The 21,286-nt window shown below is 72.7% G+C and carries 15 protein-coding genes; 11 read left to right on the top strand and 4 right to left on the bottom strand.

Annotated features, from left to right (window positions below; genetic code table 11):
• The first annotated feature begins 77 nt into the window (after positions 1 to 77).
• The 3 genes from FMEAI12_RS26755 to FMEAI12_RS26745 all read left to right on the top strand — a co-directional run bounded on the left by FMEAI12_RS26755 (position 78) and on the right by FMEAI12_RS26745 (position 3,598).
• Complete coding sequence (locus tag FMEAI12_RS26755; RefSeq protein WP_160144331.1) at positions 78 to 1,865, top strand: serine/threonine-protein kinase; 1,788 nt, start codon at positions 78 to 80, stop codon at positions 1,863 to 1,865.
• A gap of 259 nt (positions 1,866 to 2,124) precedes the next feature.
• Positions 2,125 to 3,066, top strand: coding sequence for a ParA family protein (locus tag FMEAI12_RS26750; protein WP_112108263.1), 942 nt, complete (start codon positions 2,125 to 2,127; stop codon positions 3,064 to 3,066).
• 10 nt (positions 3,067 to 3,076) lie between these two features.
• Positions 3,077 to 3,598, top strand: coding sequence for an oxidoreductase (locus FMEAI12_RS26745; protein ID WP_235014565.1), 522 nt, complete (start codon positions 3,077 to 3,079; stop codon positions 3,596 to 3,598).
• Positions 3,599 to 3,631: 33 nt separating this feature from the next.
• Here the strand turns inward: FMEAI12_RS26745 and FMEAI12_RS26740 are convergent, their stop codons facing one another.
• Positions 3,632 to 4,039 (bottom strand): PPOX class F420-dependent oxidoreductase, encoded by a 408-nt coding sequence (locus FMEAI12_RS26740; RefSeq protein WP_071061269.1) that lies wholly within the window; start codon positions 4,037 to 4,039, stop codon positions 3,632 to 3,634.
• An 838-nt stretch (positions 4,040 to 4,877) separates the two neighbouring features.
• On the opposite strand from FMEAI12_RS26740, the gene FMEAI12_RS26735 reads away from it, so the two are divergent.
• Positions 4,878 to 5,657 (top strand): hypothetical protein, encoded by a 780-nt coding sequence (locus FMEAI12_RS26735; RefSeq protein ID WP_235014564.1) that lies wholly within the window; start codon positions 4,878 to 4,880, stop codon positions 5,655 to 5,657.
• A 189-nt stretch (positions 5,658 to 5,846) separates the two neighbouring features.
• Here the strand turns inward: FMEAI12_RS26735 and FMEAI12_RS26730 are convergent, their stop codons facing one another.
• Together FMEAI12_RS26730 and FMEAI12_RS26725 are read right to left on the bottom strand one after the other, a co-directional pair.
• Positions 5,847 to 6,554 (bottom strand): hypothetical protein, encoded by a 708-nt coding sequence (locus FMEAI12_RS26730; protein ID WP_112108261.1) that lies wholly within the window; start codon positions 6,552 to 6,554, stop codon positions 5,847 to 5,849.
• Between the two features lie 648 nt (positions 6,555 to 7,202).
• On the bottom strand, positions 7,203 to 7,439 hold the full coding sequence (locus FMEAI12_RS26725) for a DUF397 domain-containing protein (RefSeq protein WP_020458923.1): 237 nt from the start codon (positions 7,437 to 7,439) through the stop codon (positions 7,203 to 7,205).
• Between the two features lie 1,617 nt (positions 7,440 to 9,056).
• On the opposite strand from FMEAI12_RS26725, the gene FMEAI12_RS26720 reads away from it, so the two are divergent.
• From FMEAI12_RS26720 to FMEAI12_RS26705, 4 genes are all read left to right on the top strand, one after another.
• Positions 9,057 to 9,923, top strand: coding sequence for a helix-turn-helix transcriptional regulator (locus tag FMEAI12_RS26720; protein WP_112108260.1), 867 nt, complete (start codon positions 9,057 to 9,059; stop codon positions 9,921 to 9,923).
• Positions 9,924 to 10,328: 405 nt separating this feature from the next.
• Positions 10,329 to 10,793, top strand: coding sequence for a DUF1772 domain-containing protein (locus FMEAI12_RS26715; protein ID WP_112108267.1), 465 nt, complete (start codon positions 10,329 to 10,331; stop codon positions 10,791 to 10,793).
• A gap of 384 nt (positions 10,794 to 11,177) precedes the next feature.
• The gene (locus FMEAI12_RS26710) at positions 11,178 to 15,422 is read left to right on the top strand and encodes a DUF3418 domain-containing protein (protein WP_165938753.1); all 4,245 of its coding nucleotides are present in this window, start codon (positions 11,178 to 11,180) and stop codon (positions 15,420 to 15,422) included.
• 348 nt (positions 15,423 to 15,770) lie between these two features.
• Positions 15,771 to 16,688 carry a PHB depolymerase family esterase gene (locus tag FMEAI12_RS26705; protein WP_112108258.1) on the top strand — a complete coding sequence of 306 codons (918 nt, stop codon included), beginning with the start codon at positions 15,771 to 15,773 and terminating at the stop codon, positions 16,686 to 16,688.
• Positions 16,689 to 16,731: 43 nt separating this feature from the next.
• Here the strand turns inward: FMEAI12_RS26705 and FMEAI12_RS26700 are convergent, their stop codons facing one another.
• The gene (locus FMEAI12_RS26700) at positions 16,732 to 18,081 is read right to left on the bottom strand and encodes a UDP-glucose--hexose-1-phosphate uridylyltransferase (RefSeq protein ID WP_112108257.1); all 1,350 of its coding nucleotides are present in this window, start codon (positions 18,079 to 18,081) and stop codon (positions 16,732 to 16,734) included.
• A 156-nt stretch (positions 18,082 to 18,237) separates the two neighbouring features.
• Between FMEAI12_RS26700 and FMEAI12_RS26695 the strand changes: the two genes are divergently transcribed.
• The 3 genes from FMEAI12_RS26695 to FMEAI12_RS26685 all read left to right on the top strand — a co-directional run bounded on the left by FMEAI12_RS26695 (position 18,238) and on the right by FMEAI12_RS26685 (position 20,908).
• Positions 18,238 to 19,398, top strand: coding sequence for an alkaline phosphatase PhoX (locus tag FMEAI12_RS26695; RefSeq protein WP_112108256.1), 1,161 nt, complete (start codon positions 18,238 to 18,240; stop codon positions 19,396 to 19,398).
• A gap of 52 nt (positions 19,399 to 19,450) precedes the next feature.
• The gene (gene soxR / locus FMEAI12_RS26690; protein WP_020458915.1) at positions 19,451 to 19,918 is read left to right on the top strand and encodes a redox-sensitive transcriptional activator SoxR; all 468 of its coding nucleotides are present in this window, start codon (positions 19,451 to 19,453) and stop codon (positions 19,916 to 19,918) included.
• Positions 19,919 to 20,143: 225 nt separating this feature from the next.
• On the top strand, positions 20,144 to 20,908 hold the full coding sequence (locus tag FMEAI12_RS26685; RefSeq protein WP_112108255.1) for an NADPH-dependent FMN reductase: 765 nt from the start codon (positions 20,144 to 20,146) through the stop codon (positions 20,906 to 20,908).
• Positions 20,909 to 21,286 lie beyond the last annotated feature (378 nt).

The following is a 21,286-nucleotide window of genomic DNA, read 5'->3' as shown; positions in this document are numbered from 1 at the left end:
TGGCCGGTGGATACCATCGGCGACCGGGCGGCCGGCCCGGCGCCGTCGACACCGAGCCGCGGCGGAAAGGACACCGGATGCTGGAGCCGCTCATCGACTCCGACCCGCGTGCCATCGGGCCGTACCGGCTGTCGGGCAGGCTCGGCACCGGTGGGATGGGCGCCGTCTACCTGGGGTTCGACCCCGCCCGCCGACCAGCGGCGGTCAAGGTCGTCCGGCCTGACCTGCTCGGCGACGCCGAGTTCCGCGGCCGGTTCCGCCAGGAGGTCGCCGCCGCCCGCCGCGTGCGCGGCTCGTTCGTCGCCGCCGTTCTCGACGCCGACGTCGACGCACCGACACCGTGGATGGCGACCGAGTACGTCGACGGGGTGAGCCTGCAGGCGGCGGTGAGCCGGCGCGGGCACCTCGACGGGCCGATGCTCGCCGGCCTCGCCGCCGGTCTGGCGAACGCGCTGGTGGCCGTGCACGCCGCCGGCCTGGTGCATCGCGACCTCAAGCCGTCCAACGTGCTGCTGGCCTGGGACGGCCCGAAGATCATCGACTTCGGCATCGCCCGGTCGCTCGACGCCACGAGCCACACGACCGCCGGGGGCGTGCTCGGGACCGTCGCGTGGATGGCGCCCGAGCAGCTTCGCGGCGAGCGGGTCGGGCCACCCGGAGACATCTTCGCCTGGGCTCTGTGTGTGGTCTTCGCGGCGCGGGGGCGGCACCCGTTCCCCGCCGACGCGCCGGCGGTGTCCGCGATGCGCATGCTCGCCGACGACCCCGATCTGACCGGTGTGCCCGACCACCTGCTTCCGCTGCTCGCCCGTGCCCTCGCCAAGGACCCGGGCCTGCGGCCGACGGCGACGCAGGTCGTGTCCAGCCTCGCCGGGGTCGCGGTGGCCAGCCTCGACGAGGCCGACGCCGCGGTCCGCGGACTGATCGGAACCGGCTGGGTTCCACCGACGCCGCCAGGCGCCGGCCCCCCGCCCGACGTGTCGGACGTCCAGACCGCGGCGGCGCGGGCGGGCTCGGTGGCACCGGCGGGCTCGGTGGTGGCGCCGGGCGCGGTGGTGGCGCCGGGCATCGGCACGGTGGCGGATCGGACCCTGCGGGCGCGCCGCCGCGGGAGCGGCGGCACCGGTGGCGGCCGCTCCGGCCTGCTGACCGGTCTCGCCGCCGCCGGCCTGGCCCTCGCCGTGCTCGCGGTCACGTTCGCCGTGACCGGTGTGGGATGGGACCGGTCGGCGGGGAGCGGTGACCGGAGCGACCAGGACGCGCGGATGCGGGTCGGGGCGCTCAAGGACATGGTGCCCCCGGTGCCGGCGGACAAGGGGGCACGCGCGAGCCGGCCGGGCTTCCCGGCCGCGGATCCCGCGAAGCCGGGCGCGACCCAGACCGCCTCCGGCTCCCCCGGCGTGGCGCCGGGCTCGAATCCGCCGGGCCCTTCAACGGGCACACCGGGTGTGCCGCCGTCGGCGGCCCCCGCGCCCGCGCCGTCCCAGACTCCGCAGCTGCCGCCGGCCACGCCGCTGTACCGCTACTACAACGGTCAGGATCACGCCTCGCTCACGAGCGCGGCGCCGGCGGCCGGCTTCCACCTGGAGCATGTGCTGGGCAAACTCTTCACCAGCGGTGACGCCCCTGGGACGGTTCCCGTCTACACGTGCCTCAACGGGGCGGAGTCGTTCACCTCGCTGGCGTCCTCATGCGAGAGTCGCACGCCGGTGGGCGTGCTGGGCTGGATCTACGCGGCGAAGCCGGCGGAGCCGGCCACCCAGGCGGTGTACCGGTGCCGTATCGGCGAGGATCACTTCGAATCACTCCAGGCCGACTGCGAGGGCCAGACAGCGGAGGGGCTCATCGGCTACGCGCCGCCCTGACGGCCGGCAGGCCGGTCCGCCGCGCTCTCCGCCCCGCGGAACAGCGTGCCCGGCCGCCCCGCGGAACAGCGTGCCCGGCCGTCCTACGGAGTAGCGTGCCCGGCGCGGCGAATCCGCCCCGGCCCGGCCCCGCCGTACAAACACTCTCCGCACAAACCCGCTCCGCGCGAATCTCCGCCGTGCGCCCCGCCGCACGAATCACGCGCCGGCGTGTGGTTTCCTCTTACCAGCACCGGCGGGATACGGGAGCGAGGATGCCGTGAAAGTCGTGGCAGTCGTCAATTACAAGGGCGGGGTGGGAAAGACGACGCTCACCGCGAACATCGGCGCGGACATCGCCCGTTGGGGAAAGCGCGTCCTGATGATCGACCTCGACCCGCAGGCGAGCCTCACGTTCTCGTTCTACCGCCCGGAGGAGTGGCGGGCGAATCTCGCCGACGACCGGACCGTCAAGGAGTGGTTCGAGGCCTGGCGCGGCGAGTCCTACGTTCCGCACCTCTCACCGTTCGTCACGACGCCGCCGGTCGTCAACTCGGCCATCACCCACAACGGCGGCGGGCTCGGGCTGGTCGCGTCGCACCTCTCGCTGGGTGACGTCGAGATGAACCTGGCGGCCCGGCTGGGCGGGGCGCAGGTCCACCGCTCGACCCGGTACTACTTCGACGTCTACCAGCGTCTCGCCGCGGGCCTGGCGACGTTCCACCCGCACGACTACGACCTGGTGCTCATCGACTGCCCGCCGAACTTCGGTGTGATCACCCGCATGGCGGTCGCCGCGTGCGACTTCCTGCTCGTCCCGGCCCGGCCGGACGAGCTGTCGACGCTGGGCATCGAGCACCTGCTCACCCGGCTGCGCCGCTTCGCGTGGGAGTACAACCGGGTCGCCGACATGCAGTCGGACCGCTACCCGGGGGTCAAACGGCTCGACCCGCAGATCCTCGGCATCGTGTTCACCATGGTGCAGTACTACGGCGGCCAGCCGATCACCGCGATGCAGCCGCACATCGAGCTGGCGAAAAGCCTCGACGCGCCGGTGTTCGACGCGATGGTCCGGGAGAGCAACAGCTACTTCGCCGGCGCGGCCGGAACCCAGCTCCCCGTCGTGCTCTCCGAGCGCATTCCCCGCGGGCTCGCACTCGAGCTGCGCACGCTCGTCGACGAGTTCCTCCGGCGGATCGGGGCGGCCAACCGTGGGTACTGAAGCCACCACCATGAGCACGGGAACCGGCGCCGTGGGTGCTGACTCCGGCGCCTCGCCCGCGGACCTCGGCGCGTTGCTGCTGCGCCAGGTGGCGGAGCTGCTGACCGGCCTCGACAGCCGCCAGGTCGCCGACCTGATCGCGGGCCACGCCCGGCTCGCCGTGGTGTCCACAGCCGCCGGACGCCCTTCGGGCACGGCGGCGCGACGTCCCACGGGCACGGCGGCGCGACGTCCCGCTGGTGCGGCGGCGGGCGCCGCGGGCCGGGCCCAGGTCGAGGTTCCCAGCGGAGCCGAGCTCGAGGAGCTGCGCCGATCCCTGCTCGACGCGCCCAGCCGCGCGGCCGCCGAGCAGCTCCTGGACGCCCTCGGCCCGCTTACGGTGGCCCGGTTGCGGGCGCTGGCCGTCGACCTGGGGATCAAGGGCATCACCAGCCGTGACCCCCGGGCCGCCGTCCAACGGAAGATCGTGGACCAGACGGCCGGCCTGCGGCTGCGGTCGGAGGCGATGTTCGGCGGCGTCCACGGCACGTGAGGCCGCCGCCCCAACAGCGGGTGGCGGGTGCGGCTACCGGCCGGGCAGGGTGATCCGGATGGCGGTCTGGGTCTCCGGCGGACGCCGGCGCACCGTGCGCGCCGCCTTCGACATGGCCGAGACCAGCGGCGCCGCGACCCGGTAACGGTGGCGCACCATGGCCCGCGCGGCACCGGTACGTTCCGGGACGATCTCTGCCATCACCTCCACCGGGCTCTCCGCCGCCTTTCCGCGGGCGTCGCACGGGGCGACCGTCGCCCGCGGGGAGTCACGCAGACGGCGCACCTTTCCGCTTTTTTCGTCGGTAAGAACGAGCAGCTCGGCGCCGTTGACCACGAACCACACCGGCGTCGAGACGGATCGCCCGTCACTGCGAAAGGTGGTCAGTGACAGGTACTTCGACGTTTCGGTCCATGCAGGCAGTGTGACGGCTGACGACATGGGCGGAACCGTAGCCCGGCCGCGGCCGGGCCGCTCGCCGGGTGGCGGAGAAGCCCGGAAGATCCCCCGCACGAATCACGCGGCCGGACCGATTCACCGCGCCGGCGGGATGATTCCGAGATTCGGGAGAACGAACCTCACCCGCCTGGCTTCGCCGGCTTTCTCTCGTTCCCCCGCCGGCCGCGGGCGCTGACGGGCGTCCGGTGCGGTCCCGCGGCGGCGGGCCCGACACCGGTCGGTCACCGCCGCGCCGCCTGCGGTCACGCCCACCCAGCCGGGAGCCGGGCAGGCCGGACGGACGGGTCAGCGAAGCCGGCGGCTCCGGCGGCGAACCCCACCCGCACACCGGCCCACAGCGGCGGAGTGCTGACTCCGGTCAATATCCCGGAAACGCGGCCCGGTAAAGCCGCGGACGGGCGTCCCGCCGCGGCGACGACCCGAGGCCCATACGGGCGTGGAGCGGAGTCACGGAAAGCGGCCGTGGGTCGACACGAATACCGACGCCGGGCCGGCGGAGCACTTGACAGCGTTCGCCCGCTTGGCAGAATTGGGCCTCCGGCCGACGATGGCACATCGGATGAGGAATCGGCGTTCTCATCCGCGGGATCGACCGATACCACGGCGTGCCTTTGTCCCGGAGGCGAATACCCCGGAGGCGGAACCTCACCTCCCACATCCCGCGCGGTGCCAGACCCACCTCGCCGCGGGTGCCGCCGAAACAACCAGAGAATAATCCTCTATATAAATTTCTCGCTCGATCCGGCGGCGGGACGACCTCCGTGGCGATCGGGCCAGTCTGGAGGCGGCACCCGATCCGGTGTCCAGGGAAGGCACACAGATGAGCCAGGTGGCCAGAAAGGAACGATCCGACAAGGGCAGCATCCGCATCAACGCGCGTGACTTCCGGTGCCTGAGCTGGCTGCTGGAGATGGGTTCGGCCTACGAGGTGGATCTCGCCATCGTGCTCGACCCGGCGCGGCTGGCCTCCCCGAGCGCGGCGAGGGCGGTCGTGCGGCGTTGGCAGCAGGCGGATCTCGTCCAGGCGGAGGGGCTGTTCGCCAACCGGGGTCGGATCGTGCGTCTCACCGACGACGGCGCACGCCTGGTCGGCGAGGTCGATCACAGCGCCGCGGGCCCGCTGACCGCGGCCGTGCACGCCGCCGAGGTGGCTCGCACCCGGCTGCTGCTGGAACACCGGCCGCCCGGCATCCCGGTGGTCGGGTGGGTGGGCGCGCGCCGTTGGCGCGACGAGCACGAGCGGGCGGTCCGGACCGGCGCGCACGTTCCGGACGGTGTCGCCCGGCTCGCCGACGGATCCTGCGCCGCCGTGCAGGTCGAGCGGGTCAACCACGGGATCAGCGCGGCGATCGGTGTCGCCGGCGACCTGCTGCGCAGGTTCCCCCACGTGGTCTACGCCGTCCCGGCGATGAACGACGGGGTGTCGGCGGTGATCGAGTCGGCCGTCGCGGCGGCGGCGCGGCAGATCCGCTCCGCGGGAGCGGATCCGGGCACCGCGCTGGTGATCAGCATCCCCGACCGGCTCCACGGGGCGTTGGACGACGCACCGGACGGTGGCTGGTCGGCCCCGGGCCGACGGATGGCACGACCCTGCCGGTGACATGAAAAGGCCGCCCGGGGTACGGGGGGATCCCCGGGCAGCTAGTACATGTTTGCACCGCCCCACCGGGTGATGCAACGGTCTGCGGACAACGAGATGGTCACACGTGGTCGAGCGCCCGCACCGGACTGTTCGCGGCGGGTGGCCTCATGCTGCCGCTGCGCACTGCCGCGGCCGCGGCGGGTGGCCTTAGGCAGCCGCTGCCGCGGCGAGCGGCAGCACGACCCGAGGGCAGAGGTGGATCAGCCGGGTTGACAGCGTCCCGCCTTCGAGGACGTCCAGCAGGGCACCGGCTCGCCGGCGGTCGAGCCGGCCGGACCGGTGCAGACCGCGCAGGCGGAGCAGACCGGGCAGGTGGGCCTCGATCGCGTGCTGGTCCGGTCGGGGGGCTCCGTCGAGCCACGCGTCGAACTGGGCGTCGGTCATGACCTCCCAGACCACGGTGTCGGCGATCGCGCCGGTGGCGTCGGTGACGGTGACCAGATGGGGAATGCGCACCAGGTCCGCCAGGCCGGTCAGGTCAGGCCGGGCGCCGGCGGTGACCACGTGGGTCTCCCGCCCGCTGCGCAGCAGCACCGACCGCAGGTGGGAGGCGAACGCGAGTGCCAGGGCGCTGCGGCCGGGCAGCCCGCCCTGCATGTGCATCACGACCGCGTCGATCCCGGGGCCGCGGACCCGCTCGGCGGCGGCCCGGGCCAGCCAGCTCGGCTCCACCATCACGAATCCCACCTGCGCACGCCGCCGTTCACCGACGGCGTCACCGCCGTCCTCGGCCAGGGCCCGCACCACGACAGGCTCGTGGAACCATCTGCAGGTGATCAGCCCGTCGGCCTGCGGGAGGGACAGGAGCGGGAGATCCCCGGACGTGAAGATCCGATCCATGGTCAGGGTCGTCATTCGGCTCTCCGGTGCGCGTACAGGGCATGGCAGCGCTCGCGTCAGCCCCGGGGGGTCGATGTCGCATCGGTACGTGGTGCGGCGGGTACCGGGTCTCGCGTCGGCGGTCGGGTGCGGGCGGTGCGCGGGCGTGGATCCGGCGGTCCACAAGCCGTCATGCGACCCGGCAGGTGCTGCCGAGGCCTGGGGTACTGCCCGCCCCCGTATCGGCGCCTGGCGACGGGCCACGGCGGCCCGCGCAGGGCGTCACGGAGACGGTCTGGCGGAGAGCTCCCAGCCACGCATCTCACCTTGCGATCATGACCGGACGCCGGTGTCCGGTCGTGATCCGGAGCGAGACGGACTACAGCAGGATCCGTCAAGCTCGCCCTGGCGCTGATCGAGCGGCCGGCGCCGGTGGGCCGGCGCCTCGTTCGTCAGCGGTGATGGTGCGTACCTGGCGCGAGTCACCCAGGCGGAGGTTCGTGGCGCCGGTGGTGCGTGGCGCGATGTCCCATGCGTTCGCCACCTGGAGATCGCTTGATGCGTTTGGCATTTCACTTTCCGTTAGTTCACACGTGTCGAACGACACCCTGACGGATGCCTGGTCACCACCCCCGAGGGCGACCGTGACGCCACGTGCTGGGGACCCCCGTGAGACCACCCCGCTCAGATGAGCAGGTTGTCGAAATCCCCGTCCTTCGCGCCCAGGATCAGCGCCTCAATCTCGGCCCGCGTGTAAACCAGCGCGGGTCCGTCGGGATGCCTGGAGTTTCGGACGGCCACCGCGTCCCCGGGAAGCCGCGCCATCTCGACACAGTTGCCCTGCGAATTGCTCCGTCGACTCTTCTGCCAGGTAACCCGCTGTAGGGCCGTGGCAGGCATACCGCTGTAGATCTTGGACAAGGTCGTTCTCCTGAAGATTCGTCCGGAGCCAGGCGATCGCTACACGCGGTCTGGGCACCTTTCCGCTCGAGCGGCTCGCAGCTCGTCCGCAGCCACAGAACCGCTCCGCCACAGGGAAGCCTCGGCCGATGAGAGGCCTCGTCCCACCTCCCTCCGGGGGTCGGCGCGTGCGCTTGCACGGACTTCGGCTCACGATACAGCACGCGCGTGTGCACGTGCATCCGACCTGCGCCCACGTGCACGCGACGTTCGACCGCTACGGATCGGCCCTTTCGGGTGACACTCACAACCCGCGACACGGACACACGACATCAACACCAGGACACACTGAATGCACTACGGAATACCGCAGGCAGAACGTCGATCTCGTGTTCCGCCTACATTTCATCGTCGTTACGGACACGGATCATCGCGGAGATCCCCTGTGGTGTAGGACTTTCTCCGGCGACAAAGAAGATCGGAAGGAAGAGAGCCCGCCACGAACCCGCAGCCCTCCGGCCCCGGCCCGGCACGCCCGGGCTCGACGGACCCGACGGACCCGACGCCCGACGGACCCGACGGCTACACAGACCCGGCGGCTGACGGACCCAGCCCCGACAGACGCGACGCCATCGGACCCGTCGAACCTGGTCCGGTCCGGTCCGGTCCGGTCCCGACCCCGTCCCGACCCGGCCAGGCAGCGCCCAGCCCGCCTCGGCCGCCCGAAGGATCCATTCCGGTGATCACCCGATCGTGCCCACTCGCCGGCGCCGGCAGTGGTGGCGAACGGCCTGTTCGGCTCCGCCCGCGGCGGCGCCCGTCCGGCCTGCCGGCATCCCGCCGGCGCGTGCCCCGAGCAGCGTTCCCACGTGAATTCCGGCGCGCGCGGCCAGGCTCCCGCCCTCAGCGCCGTACCGCCCTACGTGCCGAGACGAAGGTCCCGATCACACCCGGCAGGCCCGCGGGGAGGTTGTACGGTCGACACGACGCCCGATTCCGGCCCACAGAAGCGGGTCCCGGACCGAACGCGGCGGCACCGTGCGCGAGGCGCGAGCACCGTCGGCGAGCGGGGAAAAAGGTGTGCTCCGCGTCGTTGACAGGCGCTCTTCCGATCCCGGCGACGGGATCACCGGTGAGGAGATCAGAGGTGTGCTCCGGCGGCCGGCAACTGCTCGACCCAGCGTGGTCTTTCTGCCACAGTGGCGACCGAGCAAGGCTGATCCGGTCAAGGGGGATCCGGATGGAAGCAGGCACCACCAGACCTCCTCCGGTGGTCCCGCCCCGGGGGATGCCCGATGGCGGGGGTAACGGCAGCCGTCCCAGGAGCCGGCCGGACTGACGCGGGTTACGCACCCGCCGCCCGGGCTTCGCCGCGCCCGGAGCCGCCCGCCCAACCTCGGAATGCGTACCCAGCGTGGGACGCAATGACCGGGCAGTATGCGGAACGGCCGGACCGAGTCTCGTACCCCACCGAAATTGGGAGTCGGTCGCGAGCGCTCTCCGTCAACCGTGTATACGTATCTCGTTCGCACCGCGAGACGTGACTTGAGTTGAACGGGGCGGAGAAGGCGCGAGGTGAACGAGGGTAGAAGATCGAATGCCGTACTCTTGCATTGACCTATGGCGAGGGGGCCGACAGTGACGACCACTCAGCCGGGTGGCGGTCCGACCGTACGTCGGATCCTGCTCGGCTCACAGCTCCGTCGGCTTCGGGAGGAAAAGGGCATAAGCCGCGAGGATGCCGGCTACCACATCCGGGCCTCGGAGTCGAAGATCAGCCGCATGGAACTGGGGCGGGTGAGCTTCAAGGAACGCGACGTCGACGACCTCCTCACCCTGTACGGGGTGACGGACAGCACCGAGCGCGCGCCGTTGCTCTCCCTCGTCCGGGAGGCCAACCGGCCCGGCTGGTGGCACAGCTTCGGTGACGTGCTCCCGAACTGGTTCCAGCCCTTCATCGGGCTGGAGGAGGCGGCGCAGCTCATCCGGACCTATGAGCTCCAGTTCATCCCCGGGCTCCTCCAGACGGAGGAGTACGCCAGGGCGGTGATCAAGCAGGGCAACACCGGTGTGCCCGCGGAGATCATCGAGCGCCGGGTCAACGTGCGCATGAACCGGCAGAAGGTTCTCCACCGCGAGAACGCGCCTCGACTGTGGGTAGTTGTCGACGAGGCCGCCCTGCGGCGCCCGATCGGCGGCCCCAAGGTGATGCGCAGCCAGCTCGAGCAGCTGATCGCCCTGTGCGACCTGCCGAACCTGACTCTGCAGATCATGCCCTTCGCCTTCGGCGGGCACGCGGCCGAGGGCGGCGCTTTCAGCATCCTGCGTTTCCCGGAGTCAGACCTCCCCGATGTGGTCTACCTGGAGCAGCTCACCGGCGCCGTCTACATGGATAAAAGAGAAGATGTGGACATTTACGCCGAAGCGATGAACCGGCTGACGGTGGACAGCCCGCCGCCGGCCACCACGCCCGAGCTTCTCAGCCAAATCATCACCGAGCTCTGAAGCCGGCCAGGCGTACCACAACGAGATTCACCCCGACGCCGGATAGGCCAGCCAGTCATGCGGGGCCGTCCGGCGGCACGAGGCAGGCCACGGCTCGGGCGGGCCAGGCCACCTCGACACCCTTCTGAGCCGCGGTGCTCGGAGCCGCGGCTCGCGGCGTATCCGCGGGCTCCACACGGCGCCGCCCCGGCGCTCAGGATGCGCTCGCGGCGCGATCCGCGACGTCGCAACCGGCCACGGCCGGCCCGAGCGACCTCGGCGGCGGCCGACGCGTCCACCGTCGGTGACTCCGGCAGACATCTGCATCAACCGGCACACATCTAGGCAATGGCACCCAAGTGCTCCCGCAACTTGGTATGAATGCACCCATTCAGCCGCGCCCACAGGATGGAGAGCCGGAAAACCATGGTCTCGGCGCTTGTCGTGATCTCCCTAGTCCTGACCGGGCTCGTCGCGGGGACCATGGCCGTCGGCCTGGTCGCCGTCCGGCCCGCGATGCACTCCCTGCCCCCGACTTCGTATGTGCTGGTCAAGCAGGCGTTCGACGTCAGCTACCCGAAGCTGATGAAGCCGCTCCAGATCAGCAGTCTGCTGTCGACGGTCGCGCTGGCCATCGTGGCGGCCGTGGACGGCGCGTCCACCTGCGCGATCATCGCCGCCGTCGCGGCCGTCGCCGTGCTCACCAACATCCTCGTCACGGTGCGGGGCGACCTGCCGATCAACAACGCGATGGCCACCTGGCGCCCGGAGGCCCCGCCCGCCGACTGGGAGTCCCAGCGGGCCCGGTGGGACTTCTTCAACTCCATCCGCACCACCGCCGCCGTCGGCGCGCTGGTGCTGCTCGCGCTGGCGGCGACCACGACCTACTGACCGCGTCGACCGACTGAGCGCGCCCGCCCGGGCCCGGGGCTGATCCAGGGACGATCCCCGACCGGAGCCGGTGTCCGCTGGGAATGCGGGCCGCCGGCCCGGCGCTGGAGAAAAGCAGGTGCCGGCGCGCGGCGGCGCGGGCACAATGCTGCCCTGAGGGGCTGCCTCGGAAGAGCTGCCTCGAAGACAACGCCGCGCGAAGGCGGCCGCCGCGGTCCGGGCCGGAGTGCGGCCGCGCTCGTAGCGTGGCCCGTGCCCAGCTCGACCGGGGTACCCACGAACCGACGACCGCCCGGGAATACGCCGTCTGTGATCTCTCCTGCTGAAACGCCGCCGCCGGCACCGCCGCCGCTGGCCGAGCTGCGTGCCTGCCTGCCCCAGCTCATGGCGCGCGACGCCCACCGCCTGAGCCGGCACCTCGACCGGGCCCGCCGGATGCGCGACCCGGCGGCGCGCGACTCCTCGATCGCGCGGCTGGCGGCGGACGTCGAGACCGCCCGGCTGCGGGTGGAGACGCGCCGGGCCAGCGTCCCGGTGATCGGCTACCCGGAGGAGCTGCCGGTCAGCCAGCGCCGGGACGAGATCCTGGCCGCCATCCGGGACAACCAGGTCGTGGTGATCGCCGGCGAGACCGGTTCGGGCAAGACCACGCAGCTCCCCAAGCTGTGCCTGGAGCTGGGCCGGGGCGTGCGCGGCATGATCGGGCACACCCAGCCGCGGCGGATCGCCGCGCGCACCGTGGCGGAACGGATCGCCGAGGAGCTCGGCAGCGTGATCCCCGAGACCGGCCGTGACCGGGCCCAGGCCGGCCCGAACGGCAGCGGAGGCGGAGGCGGGAACGGCAGCGGGGGCGGGCTGGTCGGCTACCAGATGCGCTTCACCGACCGGGTCGGCCCGTCCACGCTGATCAAGCTGATGACGGATGGCATCCTGCTCAACGAGCTGACCGCCGACCGGCTGCTCCGCCAGTACGACACCCTGATCATCGACGAGGCGCACGAGCGCAGCCTCAACATCGACTTCATTCTCGGCTACCTGCACGGGCTGCTCCCCCGCCGCCCGGACCTCAAGGTGGTCATCACCTCGGCGACGATCGACCCGCACCGGTTCGCCCGCCACTTCCACGACGCGCCGGTGATCGAGGTTTCCGGCCGCACCTACCCGGTCGAGACCCGCTACCGCCCCCTGATCGACACCGGGCCGGGCGTCGATGCCGACTCCGAGGCTGACGCATACGCCGACGCCGACGCGGATGCCGGCACCGCGGCACGGAGCGAACCACGAGCCGGTGGTCGCAAGGGAGCCGGCGGCGACGGCCGAAGAGGCAACAGCGAGGCCCGGCGAGGAGCCGGTGGCGACGCCCGAACCGGGGCGGGCGCCGACACCGAGCGCGACCAGGTCTCGGCGATCTGCGACGCGGTGGACGAGCTGTGCGCCGAGGGGCCGGGCGACATCCTGGTGTTCCTCAGCGGAGAGCGCGAGATCCGCGACACGGCCGACGCGCTGGCCCGCCGCGACCTCCCGATGACCGAGATCGTCCCGCTCTACGCCCGACTGTCCTCGGCCGAGCAGCACCGGGTCTTCGCCCCGCACACCGGACGCCGGATCGTGCTGGCCACCAACGTCGCCGAGACGTCGCTGACCGTCCCGGGCATCCGCTACGTGATCGACCCGGGGCTGGCGCGCATCTCCCGGTACAGCCATCGGACGAAGGTGCAGCGCCTGCCGATCGAGCCGGTCTCGCAGGCCTCGGCCAACCAGCGGGCCGGCCGGTGCGGCCGGACGTCCGACGGGATCTGCATCCGGCTGTACTCGGAGGAGGACTTCGCCGGCCGGCCGGCCTTCACCGATCCCGAGATCCTGCGCACCAACCTGGCCTCGGTGATCCTGCAGATGGAGGCGCTCGGCCTCGGCGAGATGGCGGACTTCCCGTTCCTCGATCCGCCGGAGTCGCGCCAGGTCACCGACGGCATGCGGCTGCTGACCGAGCTGGGTGCCTTCATCGAGGACGCCGAGCCCGGCAAACGGCTGACCCCGATCGGGCGCAGTCTCGCCCAGCTGCCGGTGGATCCCCGGCTGGCCCGGATGGTGCTCGCGGCCGGCGAGCTGGGCTGCCTGTCCGAGGTGCTCGTGATCGCCTCCGCGCTGGCCATCCAGGACCCGCGGGAGCGGCCCGTCGAGCACCGGGCCGCCGCCGACGAGCGGCACGCCCGGTTCACCGATCCGACGTCGGACTTCCTGTCGATCCTGAACCTGTGGCGGCACCTGCGCACCGCGCGCGAGGAGCGGTCGTCCAACCAGTTCCGGCGGATGTGCCGCACCGAGTTCCTGAACTACCTGCGGATCCGGGAGTGGCAGGACGTCCACGGCCAGCTGCGCGCGATCGCCCGGAGCCTGGGGCTGGAGCCGAACGACAGCCCGGCCGACGCCCGGTCGGTGCACCAGGCGCTGCTCACCGGGCTGCTCTCCCACCTCGGCCGCTACGAGCCGGAGAAGAAGGACTATCTCGGGGCCCGGGGCGCCCGCTTCGCGATCTTCCCCGGTTCCGGGCTGGCGCGGCGGAGGCCGGCGCGGCCCGAAGCCGGCGACGCGGGCCGGGGCGCACCGGCGGAAGCGGACGCGGAGGCCGGAGGGCGGCGCGGGCCGGGCATCCCGACCTGGGTCGTCGCGGCCGAGCTGGTCGAGACGTCCCGGCTGTGGGCGCGGACCGTGGCGCGGGTGGAACCCGAGTGGGTCGAGCCGCTCGCCGAGCACCTGCTGCGGCATACCTACAGCGAGCCGCACTGGTCCCGCAAGCAGGCCGCGGCGCTGGCCTACGAGAAGGTCACGCTGTACGGGATCCCGCTGGTGACGTCGCGGCTGGTCCAGTACGGCCGGATCGACCCGGTCGTCAGCCGGGACCTGTTCATCCGGCACGCGCTCGTCGAGGGCGACTGGAACACCCGGCACGCCTTCTTCCACGCGAACCGGGAGCTGCTCTCCGGGGTCGAGGAGTTGGAGCACCGGGCCCGCCGCCGCGACATCCTCGTCGACGACGAGACGCTGTTCGAGTTCTACGACCAGCGCATACCCGCCGACGTCGTCTCCGGCCGCCATTTCGACACCTGGTGGAAGGCGACCCGCCGCACCGAGCCGGACCTGCTCGACTTCTCCGCGTCGATGCTGGTCAACGACCACGCGGGCGCGATCCGCCAGCAGGACTACCCCGACGCCTGGGTCGCCGACGGCGTCGAGCTGGCGCTCACCTACCAGTTCACGCCCGGGGAGGCCGCCGACGGGGTGACCGTACGGGTGCCGCTGCCGGTCCTCGGCACGCTGCGCGCGGAGCCGTTCACCTGGCAGGTGCCCGGGCTGCGGGAGGAGCTCGTCACCGCGCTGATCCGTGCGCTGCCCAAGGTGGTGCGGCGCGGCTTCGTCCCGGCGCCGAACTACGCCCGCGCCGTCCTGGACCGCCTGACCTCCGACGACGGCCCGGCCCCCGGCGGTCCCCCGGCCGAGGGCGGCGGACCGCCGGCCGACGACCGCCCGCTGGCCGACGCCGTCGCCGGTGAGCTGCACCGGATGAGCGGCTCGGCGCTCCCCTCGGGGGTCTGGGCGCCGCCGCGGCTGGCCGAGCTGCTGCCGCCGCACCTGCGGATGACCTTTCGGGTCGTCGACGACGGCGGGGCGACGCTCGCGGAGGGCAAGGACCTGGCCGAGCTGCGGGCCCGGCTACGGCCCCGGACGAAGGCGGTCGTCTCGGCCGCGGCCGCCGGCGTGGAACGCTCGGGCCTGCGCACCTGGGACGTCGGCACGCTGCCCGCGGTGATCGAGCGCAGCCGCGGCGGGCATGTCGTGCGCGCCCACCCGGCTCTGGTCGACGAGGGCGACTCGGTCGCGGTCCGGGTCTTCGACGACCGGGAGGAGGCCGACCGCGCGATGTGGGCCGGCACCCGCCGGCTGCTGCTGCTCAACGTCGCCTCCCCCGTCCGGGGGATCATCGGCCGGCTGCCGAACGCGGCGAAGCTGGCCCTGAGCAACAACCCGCACCGCGACGTCACCGACCTGCTGGACGACTGCGTCGCCGCCGCCGTGGACACGCTGCTGCGCCGCGCCGGCGGGCCCGCCCGGGACGAGGCGGGTTTCGCCGCGCTACTCGAGACGGTGCGCGCGGACCTGGCGGACACCGCGTGGTCGGTGGTCCGCGGCACCGAGCGCGTGCTGGCCGCCGCCCACGAGATCAGCCTCGGGGTGCGGGCGCTGGGCAGCCCGGCGCTGCTGGTGACCGCGACCGACCTGCGTGCCCAGCTCGACACACTGATCCACCGGGGCTTCGTGACCGAGACGGGCGCCGAGCGCCTGCCCGATCTGGAGCGCTACCTCACCGCCGCCCGGCGGCGCCTGGACCGGCTGCCCGCCGACGCCGCCCGGGACCGCCAGCTCACCCTCCGGGTGCGTAAAGTCGTCGAGGCCTTCAACGAGCTGATCGACGAGGTGGGCCCGGCTCGCGCCGGGTCCGAACCGGTCCAGGCGATCCGCTGGATGATCGAGGAGCTGCGGGTCAGCCTGTTCGCCCAGGCGCTGCGCACGCCGTACCCGGTCTCCGAGGAGCGCGTCTACCGGGCGATCGACCGGCTCCGCCCCGGCTGACCTCGCCACGCGCCGGGCCCGTCACCCGCCGGCTGTCACCCACCGGAGGGCACCTGCGGCCGGCGCACGTCGGCCGGCCCGCACGGACGGCAGCCGCCATGGCACCCTCGGCAGGCACCCGCTGGTGGCGGCTCGCGCGCGGGAGGACACCGCCGGTGAGACGCCTCGCCCAGGGAACGACCGGCCGTCGGCGCCCACTACGATGACACCCCCGGCGAGAAGCCTCTGTCGATCACAGCAACGTACGAACATCTCCCGGATCCACCCGATCTCACCTCCTCGTGAGCAGGGTCGTTCTTCTTGTCTTCGGTGGCCTCAGGTCGCGCTGGGCCGGGCGTTGGGGGTGCGGTGACGGCCGGCGGCAGGCTCCTGGCGGTGCTGCTCGTGATCGTCGGCATCCCGCTGGCCGCCGTGCCGGTGGCCCTGATGTACGGCGGTGGATCACCTCCTGCGGCTACGGCGCCTGCCCCCGCACGGCCGGCCGCGACGTCCGCGTCCCCGTCACCGGCCGCTGCGTCCACCATGCACCGGGCCACCGACAGAACTGGCGACCGGACCGCGAGCGATGCCACCGACGCGGGCCCGGTGTACACCAAGGAGATCGCGCTCCGGTCGGGGCGCAGCTACGACCTGCACACCACCGTCCGTTCCGGGGCGCCCAGGCCGCTCGTCGTCCTGCTGCACGCCTACGCCCACACCGCGGCCGACATGCGCGACATCAGCGGGGCCACCCCGTTCGCCGACGAGCACGGGTTCGTGCTCGCCTACGGGCACGCCGTGGACGGATCGTGGAACGCCGGCACCTGCTGCGCCGGGACGAATGGGCAGGACGACATCGCCTACCTACGCGAACTCGTGGCCGACGTGGCCCGGCGGACCCCGGTGGACCGCAGCCGCGTCTATGTCTGGGGCTACTCCAACGGCGGGATGCTGGCGGCCCGCGCCGTCTGCGAGGCACCGGACGTGTTCGCGGCGGCCGGTGTTGTCGCGGGCCACCTGCTCGTGCCCTGCGACCAGGCACGCATCCGGATGATGCACATCCACGGTACGGCGGACACCACCGTGCCGTGGCGCGGCGGCTGGTCGGACTACGTCCATGTCACATTCCCGGACGCGCGCACCGAGTCGGAGCGGGTCACCAGCTCGTCGACGGTGGTGGGCATCCCCTGGGACGGCGGACACGCCTGGCCGTGGTGGGCCACGGGCACCCTGTGGGGGTTCTCCCAGCAGTGGTCCGGGACGACGGCACTCCCCAGCACCCGCTGACCCCCGCGTCTGCTGCCACCGGAAGCCAGGCCACCGCTCGGGATCATCCCGGCGTGAGCCCCCGCGTGGGCTCTGTTGTCCGTTTCTCCGCGCGAGCCCCGGCGGCCCGCAGCCGGGCGGCGGCGTCCTCCGGGGTGATGTCGCGTAGCACGCCTGCGAACATCTCGTAGCCCACCAGGTGCTTGCGGACGGTCGGTGACCGCAGCAGCGGCGGGTGGAAGTGGGCATGCAGCTGCCAGTGCGCGGGCACCGGCGCGTCGGGATCCGGGCGCGCGCCGGGCGCCGCGTGCCAGCCCATCGAGTAGGGGAAGGGCGAGTCGAACAGCGCGTCGTAGCAGCTGAGCAGGGACCGCAGCGCCTGTGCCAGCGCGTCGCGCTCGGCGTCGGTCAGGTGCTGGAGCAGGCCGACCGGGCGGCGCGGGAGCACCAGCGTCTCGAACGGCCAGAACGCCCAGTAGGGGACGACGACGAGCCAGTGGTCGTTCGCCACGACCACCCGGCTCGCGGACCGGCCGGGGCCGTCCACGCCGTCAGCGGCCTTGCCGTTGGTGGCCTTGCCAGCAGCGGCTCTGCTGGCGGCGGCGGTGCTGGCGCCGTCATCCGCGGCGGCGAGCTCAGCCTCCAGCGCCGCGTAGTCGACCAGCAGCGAGGTGCCCCTGGACCGCAGATGGTCGCGCTGGGTGCGGTCCTCGACCGCGGCGAGGTCGGGCAGGAACGACGACGCCCAGATCTGCCCGTGCGGGTGCGGGCTGGACGCCCCCATCGCGGCGCCGCGGTTCTCGAAGATCTGCACCCAGTTCCAGGTCCGGCCGAGCTCACGCTCCTGGTCGGCCCAGGTGTCGACCACCGCCCGCACCCGGTCGAGCCCCAGGCTCGCCAGTGACTGGTCGTGGCCCGGGTCGAAGCAGACGACGCGGCACGTGCCGATGCCCGGCTCGGCGTGCAGCAGCCCCGCCGCCCGCGCATCCAGCCCGGACGGATCAGCAAACACCGCCTGATCGGGAGACACCGCCTGATCGGGGGACGCGGCCAGGTCCGCGGGCTCGGGGCGCAGCGCCGGGAAGTCGTTGTCGAACACGTAAACGCCGTCGTAGTCGGGATTCGCCTTGCCGGAGGCGCGCACGTTTCCCGGGCAGAGATGGCATTCGGGGTCGTAGGTCCCCACGGCGGTGGCGACCGCTTCCTGGCCGCCGCGCCACGGACGCGCCACCCGGCCCGCCGAGACGATGATCCAGCGATCGCCCAGCGGATCGTGCCGCCGGTGCGCCGCGGGCCCGGCCGCAGCCTGCCCGTTCGGCGAGGGCGTCTCGCCGCGCCGGTCGCAGTCGCCCCCCGGCCCGGGCTGATCGTCCGGACCAGGACCGTCATCGGACGGGAAAACCGAGACCAGCACGGACGAACCGTATCAACGCCCCACCGGCGCCTCCGGCGCCAGAGACATGCGTCACCGCCGCCGGCGGACGACCCGCCACCGGCCCCGCCACTACTAGCAGTGTCATCGTCATCACTTTAGGGTCGGGTCGCTGACCGCAGTGAGGAGGCGACAACCGTGGACCGCCGCGCCGTGCTGCGCCTGGCGCTCGCGAGCGCCGGGGTGGCCGCTCTGTCCGGAGCGAGCTGGGCACCCGCGCTCGCCGCCACCGCCCGACCGGGCGAGGGCCCCTATGGCCTCCCTCAGGCACCTGACGCCAACGGGGTCGCCCTGCCCCGCGGGTTCACCAGCCGGGTGGTCGCCCGTTCGCGCCAGGTCGTCCCCGGCACGGATCTTCAGTGGCACGACGCCCCGGACGGCGGCGCCTGCTTCCCCGCCGGAACGGGTTGGACCTATGTCTCCAACTCCGAGACGGCGTGGCGCGGGGGCGCCTCTGCGCTGCACTTCGACGCCACCGGCACGATCGTCTCGGCCAGCAGGATCCTGCGGCGCACCTCGGCCAACTGCTCGGGCGGGGCGACGCCGTGGGGCACCTGGCTCTCCTGCGAGGAGCACGCGTTCGGGCGGGTGCACGAGACATGGCCGGACGGCCGCCGGGACGCGGTGGCACGCCCCGCGATGGGGCGGTTCACCCACGAGGCGGCCGCCTGCGACCCCGACCGCCAGGTCGTCTACCTCACCGAGGACCGCCGTGACGGCTGCTTCTACCGCTTCCGCCCGGCCCGGTGGGGCGATCTGTCCGCGGGCGTCCTGGAGGTGCTGGTCGCACCCGAGGACACCGAGTCCGGTCCGGTGCGCTGGGCGCGGGTCCCCGACCCGGACGGCCTCCCGCGGTCGACCCGCAGGCAGGTCTCCGACGCCCGCGCCTTCGACGGCGGCGAGGGCTGCCACTACGTGGCGGGCACCTGCTTCTTCACCACCAAGGGCGACAACCGGGTCTGGGCCTACGACGCGGTCGGCGAGCGGATCTCCGTGCTCTACGACCCCGAGCGGGTCCCGCGCGGCGGAACGCGGATGACGGGCCCGGACAACATCACCGGATCGGCCGCCGGCGACCTGTTCATCGCCGAGGACAACCCCGGGCCGGCACTGCACATGATCACAAGTGCCGGCGTCCTCTCCCGCTTCCTGCACCTGCCGGACCACCGCGCCTCCGAGATCACCGGCCCGGCCTTCAGTCCCGACGGGCGCCGGCTGTACTTCTCCTCCCAACGGGGGAAGGACGGGCGCGGCCGGACCGGGATGACCTTCGAGGTGTCCGGCCCGTTCCGGCGGTGAGCCGCCCGCGCTAGCTCTACCTGACTTCAGGTTCAGGTAGTACCGTCGGGCGATGCGCTCCACGGATCTGCTGACCCTCGGCGAGGTCGTGCACCGCAGCGGGTTCACCCCGTCCGCGCTGCGCTTCTACGAGCGGGAGGGCCTGCTCACCGCGAGCCGGACCAGCGGCGGCCAGCGGCGCTACGCCCGCCACGTGCTGCGCCGACTGGCGTTCATCCGGGCCGCGCGCAACATCGGCCTGAGCCTGGAGGAGGTCCGGGAGGCGCTGCGGCGGCTTCCCGACGAGCGGACCCCGACCCGCGCGGACTGGACGGCGATCTCACGCGACTGGCGTATCCGCCTCGACGAGCAGATCGAGGCGCTGGAGCGGCTGCGTGACGGTCTCGACTCGTGCATCGGCTGCGGCTGTCTGTCGTTGCAGCACTGTCACATGTCCAACCCCGACGACCGGGTCGCCGCCTTCGGTCCGGGCGCGGTGGCGCTGCCGGCTGCGCTGCGGCGCGGCCCGGACCACTCCTGACACGCCGACCACCCGTGACACGCCGACCGGCCACCATCCGTCGCATCTGACCTGGTCTTTGCGGTAATGAGATGAGAAGTCATTCAACACATCCGACCGATGTCCGGCGCTGGGCGCCCGGGCCTCGGCGGGGGCCCGGTCTCGGGCGGTCGCCGGTCGCGGACCGGGGCGCCGCACCGCGCCGGTCCACCGGGGAACCGCACGAGGTCTGGTGAGGAGGAGTCGATGGACGACGTGCACGGCGCGTTCACGACGAACGGCGAGGGGCACAACTCCGAGGGCCTGCTGGCCCGGCGCCGGGTACGACCGGGTCAGGATCTACCGGCCCGGTCGGGGGGTGACCCGCTGGGCGGCCTGGGCGGGCTCGACGCGCTCAGTGGGCTGACCGGGTTCGCGGGCCCGACCGTCCGGAACGAGCGGCGGCGCCGCCCGACCATCGTCGGCATCGGGGGGACGACCCGGCCGGAGTCGACGACGCTGCACGCGCTGAGCACCGTCCTGCGGACGATGGCCGGCGCGGGAGCGGAGACCGTCCTGCTCGGCTCGGCCGACCTGGACCTGCCGATGTACGTCCCGGAACAGCGGGAGCGGACGCCGGCGGCCCAGCGGCTGATCAGTGAGGTGGCCCGGGCGGACGGCCTCGTCATCGCCACTCCGGGCTACCACGGCGGCATGTCGGGCCTGGTCAAGAACGCCCTGGACTATCTGGAGGACCTCCGGGACGCGCCCCGCCCCTATCTCGACGGGCGTGCGGTCGGGCTCATCGTCTGCGCGGACGGCCCGCAGACCGCAGGCACCGCGCTCGCGACGCTGCGCTCGTCCGTCCACGCCCTGCGCGGCTGGCCGACCCCGCTCGGCGTCTCGATCGACACCTCGACGCCGCCCTTCGGCCCGGACGGCAAGGTGGTCGACCAGCGGACGGCGAGCCACCTGGAGACACTGACCGACCACGTCATGGGCTTCGCCTACGCGTGGTCCCAGGTGATCTGACATCAATCCGAGCGGCGTCCCAGATGATCTGAGCGGCGCCGGCCGGCGACACCTTCCGGCACCCGCGCCCTGACCTTCGGGCACCACGTCCGGCCTGGTCAGGGCGAATGTGCGCGGTCTCGCCATGCCCCGTGACGCCACGACCCGCGACGCTGCGTAGCGTCACCCCGGAGGCACACTGGGAGATTCCCGACTCACCCTGCCGTAGGGATCGCGTACGGACGGGTCTACCGTGGCGAGGCCTGTGGCGCCGCGCGGGCGGACGACCCCGCCGCGCCGCCGGCACGCCAGGAGTATTCAGGAGGGACGAACCGGTGAGACGACGTCTGGGTCTGCGGCTCGGGGCCGCCTTCGCCGGGGCCGCGCTGGCGCTCGCCG

Origin of the sequence: Parafrankia sp. Ea1.12, from assembly GCF_900465275.1 — a bacterium.
GTDB lineage: Bacteria > Actinomycetota > Actinomycetes > Frankiales > Frankiaceae > Parafrankia > Parafrankia soli.
The sequence above is the reverse complement of the archived record's forward strand: the minus strand, read 5'-3'. Positions and strand labels throughout refer to the sequence as shown.

Bases quoted from the DNA above. Each gene is read 5' to 3' on its own strand.
- FMEAI12_RS26710 (WP_165938753.1), top strand. From the start codon at position 11,178: ATGGCGCGCGACGCCCACCGCCTGAGCCGGCACCTCGACCGGGCCCGC.
- soxR (WP_020458915.1), top strand. From the start codon at position 19,451: ATGCGCTCCACGGATCTGCTGACCCTCGGCGAGGTCGTGCACCGCAGC.
- FMEAI12_RS26730 (WP_112108261.1), bottom strand. From the start codon at position 6,554: ATGACGACCCTGACCATGGATCGGATCTTCACGTCCGGGGATCTCCCG.
- FMEAI12_RS26715 (WP_112108267.1), top strand. From the start codon at position 10,329: ATGGTCTCGGCGCTTGTCGTGATCTCCCTAGTCCTGACCGGGCTCGTC.
- FMEAI12_RS26745 (WP_235014565.1), top strand. From the start codon at position 3,077: ATGAGCACGGGAACCGGCGCCGTGGGTGCTGACTCCGGCGCCTCGCCC.
- FMEAI12_RS26735 (WP_235014564.1), top strand. From the start codon at position 4,878: ATGAGCCAGGTGGCCAGAAAGGAACGATCCGACAAGGGCAGCATCCGC.
- FMEAI12_RS26685 (WP_112108255.1), top strand. From the start codon at position 20,144: ATGGACGACGTGCACGGCGCGTTCACGACGAACGGCGAGGGGCACAAC.
- FMEAI12_RS26740 (WP_071061269.1), bottom strand. From the start codon at position 4,039: ATGTCGTCAGCCGTCACACTGCCTGCATGGACCGAAACGTCGAAGTAC.
- FMEAI12_RS26755 (WP_160144331.1), top strand. From the start codon at position 78: ATGCTGGAGCCGCTCATCGACTCCGACCCGCGTGCCATCGGGCCGTAC.